At 62.1% G+C, this 13,908-nt stretch carries 10 protein-coding genes and 1 tRNA gene; 6 read left to right on the top strand and 5 right to left on the bottom strand.

What is annotated here, in order from left to right; translation table 11 throughout:
• Window positions 1-8: 8 nt before the first annotated feature.
• Together JTF07_RS14160 and JTF07_RS20685 are read left to right on the top strand one after the other, a co-directional pair.
• Window positions 9-1,541, top strand: coding sequence for a hypothetical protein (locus JTF07_RS14160; protein WP_204234874.1), 1,533 nt, complete (start codon window positions 9-11; stop codon window positions 1,539-1,541).
• A 200-nt stretch (window positions 1,542-1,741) separates the two neighbouring features.
• Window positions 1,742-1,864, top strand: coding sequence for a hypothetical protein (locus tag JTF07_RS20685; protein ID WP_286672966.1), 123 nt, complete (start codon window positions 1,742-1,744; stop codon window positions 1,862-1,864).
• Between the two features lie 176 nt (window positions 1,865-2,040).
• Here JTF07_RS20685 and JTF07_RS14165 read toward each other — a convergent pair whose 3' ends face one another.
• Window positions 2,041-2,436, bottom strand: coding sequence for a hypothetical protein (locus tag JTF07_RS14165; protein ID WP_204234875.1), 396 nt, complete (start codon window positions 2,434-2,436; stop codon window positions 2,041-2,043).
• A gap of 741 nt (window positions 2,437-3,177) precedes the next feature.
• Window positions 3,178-3,250: transfer RNA gene (locus tag JTF07_RS14170), tRNA-Thr, on the bottom strand.
• A gap of 126 nt (window positions 3,251-3,376) precedes the next feature.
• On the opposite strand from JTF07_RS14170, the gene JTF07_RS14175 reads away from it, so the two are divergent.
• Window positions 3,377-4,288: a GNAT family N-acetyltransferase gene (locus JTF07_RS14175; protein ID WP_204234876.1), complete on the top strand. Its 912-nt coding sequence runs from the start codon at window positions 3,377-3,379 to the stop codon at window positions 4,286-4,288.
• A 112-nt stretch (window positions 4,289-4,400) separates the two neighbouring features.
• A complete protein-coding gene (locus JTF07_RS14180) occupies window positions 4,401-5,492 on the top strand; it encodes a M20/M25/M40 family metallo-hydrolase (protein WP_213018839.1) in 1,092 nt (363 codons plus the stop codon).
• Between the two features lie 3 nt (window positions 5,493-5,495).
• Here the strand turns inward: JTF07_RS14180 and JTF07_RS14185 are convergent, their stop codons facing one another.
• Both JTF07_RS14185 and tmk read right to left on the bottom strand, forming a co-directional pair.
• Window positions 5,496-6,653 (bottom strand): DNA polymerase III subunit delta', encoded by a 1,158-nt coding sequence (locus JTF07_RS14185; RefSeq protein ID WP_204234878.1) that lies wholly within the window; start codon window positions 6,651-6,653, stop codon window positions 5,496-5,498.
• Window positions 6,654-9,398, bottom strand: coding sequence for a dTMP kinase (gene tmk / locus JTF07_RS14190; protein ID WP_252199828.1), 2,745 nt, complete (start codon window positions 9,396-9,398; stop codon window positions 6,654-6,656). It lies immediately after the preceding gene.
• 115 nt (window positions 9,399-9,513) lie between these two features.
• On the opposite strand from tmk, the gene JTF07_RS14195 reads away from it, so the two are divergent.
• Together JTF07_RS14195 and JTF07_RS14200 are read left to right on the top strand one after the other, a co-directional pair.
• Entirely contained in the window at window positions 9,514-10,248 is a 735-nt protein-coding gene (locus tag JTF07_RS14195) for a lipoate--protein ligase family protein (RefSeq protein WP_252199829.1), read from the top strand.
• 61 nt (window positions 10,249-10,309) lie between these two features.
• Window positions 10,310-10,837 (top strand): GNAT family N-acetyltransferase, encoded by a 528-nt coding sequence (locus JTF07_RS14200; RefSeq protein ID WP_204234879.1) that lies wholly within the window; start codon window positions 10,310-10,312, stop codon window positions 10,835-10,837.
• A gap of 125 nt (window positions 10,838-10,962) precedes the next feature.
• Here JTF07_RS14200 and topA read toward each other — a convergent pair whose 3' ends face one another.
• Complete coding sequence (gene topA / locus JTF07_RS14205) at window positions 10,963-13,794, bottom strand: type I DNA topoisomerase (protein ID WP_204234880.1); 2,832 nt, start codon at window positions 13,792-13,794, stop codon at window positions 10,963-10,965.
• Window positions 13,795-13,908: the final 114 nt, after the last annotated feature.

A 13,908-nucleotide genomic window follows, 5' to 3' on the forward strand; every position in this document is an offset into this window, starting at 1 on the left:
GATGAACCATGCGTCGATTCTTCGCGGTGACCTCGATTCTGTCTCGGGGACGGGCAGGCTGGATGTACTTCTGGCCGATCATGGCCTCGTTGTGCGTGTATGTCATAGCTCTGTCCGTCTTCGCTCCTCTCTTCGGCACCATCGAACGGGCGGGTGCCGACGAGAGAGGCCAGACTCCGGCCCCCGCTCCGACGACAGCGGAACATCCACCTAGCTCACCCCCGAATTTCTCAATTGCGGTCGGCACGGACGACGAACCGCGGGAGATGCCGGCGATCCAGAGCGCAATGACGGACTACCTGTCATTTTCGGATCAGTTCTTCACCAGGCTCGAGCAGGGCGCGGTCCCTCCCGACTTCTCCACGACTGAACGCGAGCTTTCACCTGACGCCGCCCGCGCTCAGGTGAAGGATGGGACTTCGGTACTCGCAGTCCTATTGCCGAAGGACCTCACTCCGCAGGCCATCGACGACATCAGAGCGTATTACCGCGGTGACATCGATGCCCCGCGCTACACGATCACTGTCCTGGCAAGTCCGCAGGCACTGAACGAGGACAAGTTCGTCCTCAACCAATACCGGGATCAGGTCATCCGCCAAGCGGAGGAGCATGTCTCCGAGCAGATTCGCATCGTCGCCCAGAAGTTCGGATGCGAGACCGGGGAGCAGGCCTGCCCACGTACTTCGAAAGAGGCCCAACGCGCCTTCGAGCGGCCCTTCGACATCAATGTTGAGAATGTCAGCGGCCCACCGGCCGTCGACTACTTCAGCCAGAAAACGGATGAGAGCAGTCCTTCGCCTCATGTCCAGCCCTCTGCACCTGCAACGGCGGCTGCCTCGCCGTCCGACCCCGCTGCCACGTCCTCCGCCACAGATGCCGCATCTTCCCGATCGCACGCTCCACAGTCGTCGGCCAGTGCCGGAATCTCCGCGATCATCAGTGCACTTATCCTCGCCGCGGTCACTTTGGCCATACTGTCATCGGCGACCGTCAATCGGGCGGCGGGACTGCAGGTCGCGATCATCGGGCCATGGCGATCGCTGTCACCTCAGAGACCATTCCCCAGAAGAACGTTGCTGAGCCAGAAATTCGGACTGGCCGCCGCCGGAACACTCGCACTGACTACGGCGGCCGCCGTCAGCACGGCATGGCTGGGACGGAACATCGTCGACAGCCTCGGCGCCTACCCGAGTCTCCGGCTGATCGCGATCATCGGATTCTTCTGTCTCGTCTGCCTGACTGCAGTGATCGTCATCCTCGCCGTCACCGACACCCTGGGGGTGCTGGCCGGAGTTTTAGTCGCTGTCGGCGCTGTTGTCTGGGGAACCGTCTGGAACACCGTGGCGAATCTTCTCGACCCCAGCCATTCGGACTGGTGGTCCAGTGCCACGATGCTCATCGGCGGAAGCAGACATCTGGCTGGAGAACTGGTGCCGACGCTTGTCGTCCTGCTGATCATCCTTGTCGCAGCATTGATCGGCAGCCTCGCCGTGACCGGTGCTTTCGATCGGAGATTCAGCACTCAGATCACGCGGTCATAGGGGGCCTGGGTTACGTTGCCCGGGCTACTTTGCGTACTTGCTGGTGCCGCCGTGGACACTGCTGACTTTGAGGCCCACGTTCGGACGGTTGCCAAACTGCCCCTCGGGTCGGCACTTAGATAGGATCTGGCTCTTCCTGGGCCCCGAGCCCGTCTCATCAACGGTGCTCATAGTCCGATGACCACGACGGTCTGTTCGACATGCACGGTCACGCCGTTGAGAACAACGTGCTGGAGGCCGCCGATGATGAGGATGCTGGTATCGAATCCGTGGCTGGGGATGATGTTGGTGAGGGTGCCTTTGCGGCAGCATCATGGGGCTGAGGGGTTCGGCAAGACGATTGTCGTGCCGAGTTCAGCCGCGTCGAAGTGTCGTGCGATCACGCACGAAGCTTGTGACCGGGCACGGTAGCGTTACCAGAGACGACACGCGGAGAATCAGGCACGGCTGGAATCCCCACATAAACACCCACCCAGGCTATGACGGCCCGAGGGTTGTTCTACATGAGATGACTCCAATTACGTCGCCTGGTTGGGAAGTTCTCCATGTCGATTACGATCGGTTCGCAATTGTCATCGTGGTACACGACTTCACCACCGGAAGCCGTATCCCGGCCTTCGTGATGGTCCTCGAGGATACGGTTTGCGATAAGCGCGAGCGCTGCATGCTGTGCCCCACGACTGTTTCCCATCGCGACGACCGCGTCTGCACTGTTCGCCTCAACTTCGTCTGCGAGTCCCTGGACGTTGAGGCTGAAACTCACAGGAGACCCTTCACTGTCACGCATCGGGAATGTCATTTCAGGGCCACGAACTTCACGGTCTCCTACAGCCCCCACCATGTCGGCCAGGCGTCCGGCGAGAACGTAGTCTAAGTCTCGGATCTTCTTGGTCATTCGCGCTTCTTTGCCGGGCATGAGGTGTATGAGGTGATTATGTTTTTGCCTTTGAACGAGACTGACGCATTGGTCCGCCCCACTTGTACGGCCGCAGCTCCGAGTGGCACCTGAGATTTCATCGGCTTCATCAGTTTTCCCTTTGAGGTATTCCACAAGTTAGATTGCCACTATTTAGCGACCCTCGTGAACCTACCTGCCGCCGCGCTTCTTCACGACCCTCATAAGTATGAGATTCGGCCTCCCGTGGCACACTGCCGCATATGGTTCCAGGCACCTTGCACGAGCCGTCGAAGCATGACCGGCTGATTCGCGACCTGAAGAAGGCTGCGCAGACTGCGGCGGCCTGTGAGGCGTTGTACCGACGCATCGATTGACCACTCCAGAGTTACACCGTCGTACTCGACGGACTCGCGGAGACTCCTGGATGCGGATGTGGCCTACAGTTACGCTCCGGACGTCGTCGATCGAGTCAGATTGCTGCAGACGGCTATTTCCTTCGCGCTTCTCTCTTACCTTAAGCTACCTGGTTACACGTCGGATGATGTGGACAATGCGTCCAAGTAGTTGGGCCACTCCGAGATCGGCGTGACGGCGAAACACTATGCCCAGCGGTTCAATATTGGTCCCGCGAGTGCCGTTGGCGTGCTCGACAAGTGCGTGCAAAGCGTGTCATTCGTAGCTCTGAGCAAGAAAAATCCCCTCCCCCAGACCGTTAAGCCTGGTGGGAGAGGATGGACGAGCCGCCTGCGAGAATCGAACTCGCGACCTATTCATTACGAGTGAATCGCTCTACCGACTGAGCTAAGGCGGCAACCGAGCTAACTCTAGCCAAAACCAGGACTCCTGGTCAAAAGGAACGCAGCCGAACCCCACCGACGTAACACAGCTCACATATGCTGGACTTCCCTGCGCACTCTCTCCCCATCTCAGGAGGAACATGAGAACCGTGGTACTGACCGTCCCTCAGGTCTCTGAACTTCCCGATATCGGTGCTGTGCTCGATCGATGGCAGTCCGATGCCGGCCCACTTCACCTCCACACCGGCGACCTGGGCTGGTATTCGCTGAGAGGTGCAGAAGCAACAGCTCAGGCACTGCGCGTCTGGCGATGCCAGGACAGGATCCTGGCAATCGGGTTGCTTGACGGCGAGAACCTTCTACGTCTGTCTGTTGACCCGGATCTCACTCACGATGACGCTTTGGCGCGGCAGATCGAATCCGACATCGAATCATCGGACGGGACTGCTTCGAGGACGGACACCGCTGTCTTCGAAAAGGGAACGGCAATCGTCGAAGCTCGGGGAGCAATTCGCCTCTGCGATCTTCTGAAGACCCGCGGATGGGGCAACGATGAGCCGTGGACTCCGATGAGCCGTGACTTGAGTCTGCCGGTGGAACAATCCGACATCCGAGTTGACGTTGCCGGGCCAGACGATGCTGCGGCCTGGACGACCATTCACTGGTCGGCCTTTCGCGGTGTGCCCTATACCTCTGACAAGAGACAGCAATTCGTCGACCGATGGCACACGATGATGTCTGGCCCTTTCTCCTCCCGAGCACAGTGCCTGCTGGGGTATGACAACAGTGGTCTGCCGGTCGCCGTGGCGACAGTATGGTCTGCGGGCCCGAACCGTCCCGGACTGCTCGAACCGTTGGCCGTCCACCGTGACCAACAGGGTCACGGCTACGGAAAAGCCATGGCGGTTGCTGCCGCAAGACGCCTGCAGCATTTGGGATCGTCGTCAGCATCAGTCTGCACCGAGAGTTCGAACATGGGCGCCGTCGCCGCCTACTCGTCTGCCGGCTACATTCCTCGCCCCCAGGTGAAGGATCTTCGCCGCGGCAGTTGAAGCCTCCCCGCCCTCACGTCTCTGCGGCAGCTCACCGGTTAACCTGGTGGAGACAGACATTCCACAAGAGAAAAGGTTGACGCACGTGGTCGAGTTCGACTCGAAGGACTTCATGAGTGATTTCCAGGCGCTCATCGAATGTGAGTCGTTCTCGCAGGATCCCGAATCATTGGCCCGCAGCGCTCAGCTCGTCTCTCGGATCGGCACCGGTCTGCTGGGAGCAGCCCCTCACATCATCGAAACCGACTCGCACCCACACGTACTGTGGCGCTTCGGGCCCGGGCCCCGCAAGGTCGTGCTCATCGGCCATCACGACACTGTGTGGCCCACCGGCACTCTTGCCGATTTCCCCTATACGGTCACCGACGGCGTCGTGCGCGGACCGGGCGCCGACGATATGAAGGGCGGTCTGCTCATCGCTCTCTATGCGATGGCGCGTCTGCGCGAGGAGCGCGGGAACCTCGATGGCGTCAGCATCCTCATGACCGGAGACGAAGAGCTCGGCTCCCCCGGCTCACGCCAGATCATCGAGGACGAGGCCCGTGGAGCCAAGGCGGCTTTGGTCTTCGAAAGCGGCGCACCCGACGGGGCTGTGAAGATCGCCCGAAAAGGTGTCGCCATCTACTCACTGGAAGTCACTGGTTTGGCCGCTCATGCGGGTGTGGAGCCGGAGAAGGGCATCAACGCCACGATCGAAATCGCCAACCAGGTCGTCAAGATCGCGGGCCTTCATGATCCGTCTGCGGGAACTTCGGTTGTGCCGACCGTCATGCACAGCGGTTCGACGACGAACACCGTGCCGGCCAAGGCTGTCGTCGGTGTCGATTCCCGAGCCGCCTCAGTCGCAGAACAGGAACGCATCGACGCAATCATGAGCTCGCTCTCCCCCACTGTGGCGGGGGCAAAGATCGACGTCCTCGGTGGAATCAACCGAGCCCCGCTGGAGGAGAGTATGGCTATGGGGCTCTACGCCCGAGCCCAGCGCCTGAGTGCTCACCTGGGGCACCCGCCGTTGCGGTCCGTGGCCGTCGGCGGTGGATCGGACGGCAATTTCACAGCCGGAGTCGGAACACCGACCATTGACGGACTCGGCACCGTAGGCGGAGGTTCACATGCGAGAACCGAGCATGCCCTTCAGGTGTGGATCCCTCGCCGTGTTGACCTCACCACTGCTCTGGTCGGTGAGCTCCTCGCCGAAGACTGAACCTCACAGCGCCCCTGTACGGTCCTCGAGCAGCCAGGGATTCGACAGCAGCACGAATGCCGATTCGACGATGAGAACGGGCGACATGTTCGTCTGCAGCCGTCGTCTTGCCTCGGTGATGGCATCGATGCGCAGCAGAGTCGTGTCAGGTCCGTCCCGGTTCGCCTGCTCGGCGATGAGATCGCCTTCTCCGGCGTTGATCCATCCCTCGCGGATCCCCAACTGGTGCATGAGGATGTCGCGGTAGAGACTCATGAGTTCGAGAAAGATACGGTCGAGTTCGTCATTGCGGGCGCGCACCGACCGTCGCTTCTGCTCCTCTTCGAGCTTCCTGATCTGAGACCTCGCAGAAGGAGGGATGGACTTCTCGGATTCGATGCCCAAGGTCGCCATGAGATCGCTGCGCTCCGAAGCATTGCGTTCCTCAACACGAGACTTAGCGGTCTCTGCGGCTTCATCGACGATGCGCCCCGCCAGGCGGATCGTCGCGCCGACCGACGTCAGCTTCCCCTGGATCGCGAGAATCTGCTTGCGCTCCTCACCGGCGGATTCGTTGAGCGCCATGTACTTGGCCCGACCGATGTGGTTCTGAGCCACCGCGGCTGCCCACTTGGCCCTGTCCTCGTCGACGTGGTCACGTTCGATGAGGAGCTGCGCCACGGCGTCCCGTGAGGGGATGCGCAGGCGAACTGGCCGGCACCGAGAACGGATCGTGGTGAGCACATCGATGGGGCTCGGCGCGCACAGCAGCCAGACAGTGGCCGGGGGCGGTTCTTCGATGGCTTTGAGAAGGACGTTGGCCGTCCGCTCGCTCATCCGGTCCGCGTCTTCGATGATGACGACCCGCCACGGGGAGTTGACCGGGGCTGACTGCGCTCTCGATACCAGTTCCCTCACTTCATCGATGGCGATCACCGATTTCTGAGTCGACATGATCGTCAACGATTCGTGATGTCCCTTGAGCACGCGCGAGGTGACTTCGTCGGTCTGCTCGCTGCCGGAGATCAGCGCCGCAGCGAAGGCCCGAGCTGCATTGGACCGACCGGACCCCGGGGGCCCGGTGAAGAGCCAGGCATGGGTCATCGCGCCTGGTGAATAGAGTGCGTACTTGAGCTGGGTGATGACGTCGTCTTGGCCGACGAGCTCATTGAAGACGCTCACTCAGTGGCCTTCCGGGTTGTTGAAGCGCTGATGGTTGCGTTCTCGCTGTTTGCGCAGCCGCTCGCGTGCCTGCCGTTCGATCTCAGCCTGGGCATGCAGTCGCTCTCGGCTCATCTGTCGGGCGTTTCTCATGGGCAGGACAGTTGTCGCTGCATCTTCGTCACCTGAGTCGGACTCGCTACCCGGCTGAGCCTCGGACTTCGGTGGCCTCCCATCACCACTGCGAGGGTCGACCTGACTGACCACACGGGTTTCTGCTTCCTCCGAGTCCGGCGTTGCGATCTCATTCGTCGGCACTGCGTCCTCATCATCGTCATCCGCCAAGGGAGCACTCGGCGCAACTCCACGGGTCGGCAGCACCGTGGTGGCCGCATCCTCGTCGATCTCAGGTTCGGACTCAGGTTCGGACTCAGGTTCGGACTCAAGCTCAGGTTCGGACTCAAGCTCAGGTTCGGACTCAGGTGCGCTTGCGTGAGCTGGAAGCACCGTCGTTGCCGCCTCATCTTCGCCCTCTTCGTCTGGCTGTCGCAGATCAGCGCCGAGGTCGACTCTCTCCGTTTCGACTCCGTCATTGCGTTCTTCGGATTCGAGGCGGTCAGCGGATTGCGGGATGTACCGTTCGTTCGAAGCGGGAACGAACCGAACTCCGGGCTCGGGTGCGACCGACTCGTCGGCGGTGGTCGATACCCCCTCATCGGACTCTTCGGCGGGCGCACCGCCGACGGCGGCGTCAGAGGGGTGATTCTCCTCTACCTCGGGGTCGGTTGACGTGCTTGTGACGACACCTGCATCGGTGGGCGCCGCACTGCCCACCTGCCGCGGCAACCGGGTGCGGATGGCGGTGAGGATCTCGGCGGTCAATTCATCCTCCGACACCGATGCGTCGAGGACGACATAGCGGTCGGGCTCTTTGTGCGCACGGGTCAGGTAGGTTTGACGGACCCGTTGGTGGAACTGCAGGTTCTCCTCGTCGAGGTAATTGTTCTCGCCACGTTTGCCCATCCGGGCCGCGGCGGTCTCGGGATCGATGTCGAGGACGATTGTGAGATGCGGGACGAGCCCCTGAGTCGCCCACTTGCTCAGCGCCAGGATCGTCTTCGGGTCAAAGTTGCGGCCCGCAGCCTGGTAGGCGATCGTCGAATCGATGTACCTGTCGGTGATGACGATGTTTCCACCGTCGAGACTCGGATCGACCAATGAAGCCACGTGGTGGGCGCGATCGGCGGCAAAGAGCAGCGCCTCGGTGCGGGGGCTCGGAGGTTCGGAGTCGAACAGCACCGAACGGATCTGTCGTCCCAGCTCGGTTCCGCCTGGTTCCCGGGTCGCTTCGACGTTGTGTCCCTCATCGGCCAGAGTCTGTGAGATTCGCTTGATCTGTGTGCTCTTGCCCGAACCATCGCCGCCTTCGATGGCGATGAAGAATCCGGCTCCCAGTCGCTCCGCGGAGTTTCCGATACCGTCGTTCGCTCCGTTCTCGGCGGCGCTGGGCGGACGGAACCCGTGCACGATGTCAACGGACAGTCCCTGGAGACCGTGCGGGTCGAAGATGAAGAGTCCGATGACTCCGGCGACCAGAGCGGCCAATCCCAAGGCTCCGAAGGCAACGTCGCTGGGGGCCAGCAGCCATTCCATGGCCGAGCCCACAGGGATGGTGATGCCGAAGTCGATGGAGTTGAGGATGAGGGCGACCACCGCCCCGCCGACGGCTCCGATCCGCCGCGAGAAGTCATAGGGCTGTGAGCGGACCCCGATTCCAACGAGGAAGGCGATGACTGCGGAAAGGACGACCTTGCCGGAGAGTTCGCTGATGGCTCCCGTGGCGATCAGCAGAATTCCAGACACGGTCAACGCGAAGGCGGAGACGCGCGGCCGAGACATTCCTGGCGCGAAGGTGGGGCCCATCTCGAAGCCGATGGCCCAACCCACCAGGCACGACGCAATCATGAGCGCGAAGCCGGCTTGGCCGAAACTGTGTTCAACAGCAGTCGGCTGGGCCAGGATGACGGTGGTTCCCAGCACTGCGAACAGCGCGATGCAGACCCACGGCATCTTAATGGTCGCGGCAGGTCGGGCCACACGTGCCTTCGTTGAGGGGAATGCGCCGGTTGTCGCTGCTTCGGCGTGGAGGGCGCGCTCAGGGGTGAGGAAGATGATCACGGCGCCCACGGCCATGGCGATGCCCACCAGGAGACTCATCCACCCCAGGGACTGAGTGCCTGCGGCGGACCCACCGATGATCTGGAAGGCGAATGCGACGAAGACGAGGATCGCTGCGGGGATGCCGACTCGACGCCACGGCTTCTCGTTCGTGAACGGATTGATGCTCATCAGCAGGCCGACGACGGCCCCGAGGAACAGTGCGGTGACCCAGGTCAGCCAGGCACTCGGCGCGAGGGAGAGGACGATGAGCAGCCCTGCCTCGACGACAGCAGAGATGCTGAGCGCCAGTTTGCGGACGGCTGGGCCCTTGCTCGCCAAGATCTTCTGCGGAATGAACAGTCCGGCCCCGGCGAGGACGAAGACGATGAGGAGAGACAGGCTTCCCAACTGGTTGTCGAAGCCACCCGCACCAATGCTGTCTGCCGTTGCGGTAAACGCCCGCCCACCGATCGTGGCGAAGAATCCGCTGGTGCCCGCCACGACATAGCTGATCGCCACGAGCACCATCAGTGCACCCCAGGCAGCGGTCTCGGCAACCAACCGGCCAGGGGCTCCGGGAAGTCGATGTCCTGTAGTCGTCAACATACTCACAGCTCTACAATATCTGCCGCGACTGACATATCTCTTGGAACAGGCCGGATCTCTTCTCACCGACGCCTGATCCTCTACTCTTGATTGCGTGCACACAACGAATACCGCCATGTCAGCAGTTGCAACCACCGGACTGAGTCCGATCGAGGAGCTCGCCTTCGCCCGAGTCCTCCTCGACTCGGTCAAGCACGGCAGGCGCGGGGCGACCCTGCGGATGTACCGCCCAGCTCCGACGGTGGCCTTCGGGGCCAGGGACCGTTTCCTCCCCGGGTTCCCGAGCGCCGTCGAAGCAGCCCGTGATCACGGTTTCACCCCAGCTCTGCGCAGCCTCGGCGGGCGAGCCGCCGCCTATCATCGGGGGTCCCTGGTCATCGACCACATCGAACCCAGTGATGCCTTCATCAAGGACACGACTGCCAGGTTCACCGGGTTCGGGCAGGACTACGTCGAGGTGTTGCGGGGCATCGGAATCGACGCCCGCCTCGGCGAGATTCCCGGTGAATACTGCCCCGGTGAGCACAGCGTCAACGTAGCCGGTCGGATCAAGGCCATCGGAACTGCGCAGCGGGTGGTCTCGGGGGCGTGGCTGTTCTCGTCGTCCGTGATCGTCGACGATCCTGATCCCATCCGCGCCGTCCTCACCGACGTCGAAGCGGCCCTGGGCATCGAGTGGGACCCGGCCACGGGCGGTTCGATCAGTGAAGTCCACCCCGAGATCACGACCGATGCCGTCACCGAGGCGTTCGCCTCCTACTATTCTTCTGCAGATCCGCACACACCCGGTGAGCCCACCGCCGACGAGCTCGCGGCGCTGCCGGAGAAAATCGGCACTCACGTGCTGTGAGCCCCCCGAACTGTGACGATTCCTGCACTGTGACGCTGAAGCGATTGGAGACTATGACCTCATGAATGTGCGCGAGGCGACGAAGAACGATCTGCCGGACATTCTCCGGCTTGTCCATGCTCTGGCCGTGTATGAGAAGGAACCCGACGCGGTCGACGCCACCGAGGACGACTTCGCTGCGGTGATGTTCCCAGACGATGGCCGTCCGAACACCTATGGGCTCGTCGCCGAGGTGGACGGGCAGATCGTCGGCATAGCGATCTGGTTCCATTCGTTCTCCACCTGGACTGGAAAGAACGGGATCTGGCTCGAGGATCTGTTCGTTGACCCTGACTATCGCGGCATCGGGGCGGGCAGAGCCCTGCTGGGGCGCTTGGCCCAGATCTGCCAGGAACGGGGGCTGACCCGACTCGAATGGTGCGTGCTCAAGTGGAACGAACCCTCGATCGGGTTCTACCGCTCGCTGGGCGCGAAGGCTCAGGACGAGTGGGAGACCTTCCGTCTCGATGGTCAGGCCCTGCACTCGTTCGCCGATGAATCAGCCGCGAACTCATCGGGTGCAAATGCATCGGGTGAAGGTGCTCAATAAGAATCGATAACTCGCATCTCAGCCACTGTGGACGACTGAGATGGTCGTTTTGGGCCGATCCCAGAGCGGGAAATCAGTCCAAAACGTCCACCTAAGGGGCGTCGATGCCAGCCGACCAAGGCTCGTCAGGGAGTCTTCGGCTTCGCAGTCGTCGACTTCTTAGCGGCTGTCGTCTTCTTCGCGGCAGCAGTCTTCGTTGTCGTCGACTTGGCCGTCGTGGCTTTCTTGGCTGTCGTCGACTTCGCAGCTGTCTTCGCCGGAGTCTTCTTTGCGGTGGTCGTCTTGGCAGCCGTCGTCTTCTTCGCCGGTGCCTTCTTCGCTGGTGCCTTCTTCTTCGCCGGTCCCTTCGCACGCTTTTCCGCCAGGAGCTCGGCGGCACGGCCGATGTTCATCGACTCGACCGTATCGTCCTTGCGCAGAGTTGCGTTGAACTCACCGTCGGTGACGTAGGGACCGAAGCGGCCGTCCTTGACCACGACCGGCTTCTTCGAAATGGGATCCTCGCCCAATTCCTTCAAGGGTGCTGCGGCTTGACGGCCACCGCGCTGCTTCGGCTGGGCGTAGATCTTCAGTGCCTCGTCCAAGGTGATGTTGAAGATCTGCTCTTCATCGGTCAGCGACCGTGAGTCCGTGCCCTTCTTGAGGTACGGACCGTAGCGCCCGTTCTGGGCGGTGATGTCGGTGCCCTCTTCGTCCTGGCCGACGACCCGGGGAAGGCTGAGCAGGGTCAGTGCCGTCTCAAGGTCGATCGAGTTCAGGTCCATGGACTTGAACAGGGAGCCGGTGCGCGGTTTCGGCTTCTTCGCTCCGCGCTTGGGCTTTTCTTCGGGCTCGGGCAGAATCTCGGAGACATAGGGGCCGAAGCGCCCGTTCTTCGCCACGATCGTGTGCCCGGTCTCTGGGTCGACACCGAGTTCACGGTCGCCATCACCCTGCGATTCGATGAGTTCGGCGGCCTTGGCTGCGGTCAACTCATCCGGTGCCAGATCTTCTGGCACAGACACTCGCTTCGGATCCGCGCCCTCTTCGGAGGCCGGGACCTCAAGGTAGGGGCCATAACGACCTACGCGCAGATTCACGCCTTCGCTGATGACAACGGTGTTGACTTCGCGGGCGTCGATGTCGCCGAGGTCGTCGACGACTTCTTTGAGGCCCTCGCGGTCTTGGGACTTGTCGCCGAAGTAGAAGCTGGCCAACCACGCTTTGCGGTCTTCCTCGCCCATGGCGATCCGGTCGAGTTCGGATTCCAGGTCGGCGGTGAAGGCGTAGTCGACAAGCCGAGTGAAGTGCTCTTCGAGGAGGCGCACGACTGAGAACGCCAGCCAACTGGGCACGAGGGCATTGCCGCGGGAGGTGACGTATCCGCGGTCCTGGATGACGGAGATCGTGGCAGCATACGTCGAGGGCCGGCCGATGCCGAGCTCTTCGAGCTGCTTGACCAGGCTGGCTTCCGTGAAGCGTGGCGGTGGGGCCGTCGTGTGTCCGTCGGCTTCGGCCTTGACCACGGAAAGGGCCTGACCTTCTTCGACCTGCGGCAGGCGAGATTCCCCGGACTTCGTGTCGTAGCGTCCGGCGTCGGTGCCTTCCTCATAGGCGGCGAGGAATCCGCGGAAGGTGATGACGGTGCCGCTGGCGCTGAAGCCCGCATCATGACCGTCGGCAAGGTCGGCGCGGACCTTGATCGTTGCGGTCTTGCCCTTGGCATCGGCCATCTGGCTGGCGACGGTGCGCTTCCAGATCAGGTCGTAGAGACGGAATTCTTCGCCGCTGAGCGACTTCGAGACCTGGGCCGGGGTGCGGAAGGAGTCGCCTGAGGGACGGATCGCCTCGTGGGCCTCCTGCGCCGACTTCTGCTTGCCCGAGTAGGTGCGAGGCGACTGCGGGACGAATTCGGGACCGTAGAGTTCGGTCACCTGTTTCCGTGCCGCGGAGATCGCTTGGCCCGACAGTGCAGAGGAGTCGGTACGCATGTAGGTGATGTAACCGTGCTCGTACAGCGACTGGGCGGTGCGCATGGCCTGACGAGCACTCATACGCAGCTTGCGGCCAGCTTCCTGTTGCAGGGTCGAGGTCGTGAACGGTGCCGCAGGCTTGCGCGAATACGGCTTCGACTCGACGGCAGTGACCGTCAGCGCGTCCTTCGCGGTGCCGTTGAGCTCCGTGGCCAGCGCTTCGGCCCTGGCCTGGTCGACGACGGTGGCCGATGAGTTCTTCAGCTCACCCTTGTCGTTGAAATCTCGGCCTGAGGCCACGCGAGCACCGTCGAGGGTCGAAAGGTTCGCGGCGAACGGGCTGGTGCCGTCGGGAAGTCCCAGGTCGACATCGAGGTCCCAGTAATCGGCGGAGACGAAGGCCATACGTTCGCGCTCACGTTCGACGACGAGTCGGGTTGCCACCGACTGAACACGACCAGCGGAGAGTCCGGCGCGAATCTTGCGCCACAGGACAGGCGAGATCTCGTAGCCGTAGAGGCGGTCGAGGATGCGGCGAGTCTCCTGTGCATCGACGAGAGCGGTGTCGATCTCACGGGTGTTCGCCAGAGCCCGCTCGATGGCCTCGGGTGTGATCTCGTGGAAGACCATGCGCTTGACGGGGATCTTCGGCTTGAGGACCTCGAGAAGGTGCCAGGCGATGGCCTCACCTTCGCGGTCCTCATCTGTTGCGAGATAGAGTTCGTCGGCGTCCTTGAGGAGGCGCTTGAGTTCGGTGACTTTCTTCTTCTTACCCGGGTCGACGCGGTAGTAAGGATCGAAGTTGTTGTCGACGTCGACAGCGAACTTTCCGTACGGTCCCTTCTTCATGTCTGCCGGGAGTTCGGACGGGGTGGGAAGGTCGCGGATGTGGCCGACCGACGCTTCAACGTCGTAACCCTCTCCGAGGTACCCAACGATCGTTCGCGCCTTCGTCGGGGACTCGACGATGACGAGACGGCGGGGCTGCTTCTCGGTTGTGGTCACGCTTTCACATTCCTCTCACGGCGCCGGTTGATCGAATAAACGGACGATCCGGCCCAATGTAACACTGATGATCGTGCCCGACCTGCATCGGGTTGATGCAGCGAACCTCAACGG

The sequence above is a fragment of the Brevibacterium sp. RIT 803 genome, assembly GCF_016892625.1.
Taxonomy (GTDB): domain Bacteria; phylum Actinomycetota; class Actinomycetes; order Actinomycetales; family Brevibacteriaceae; genus Brevibacterium.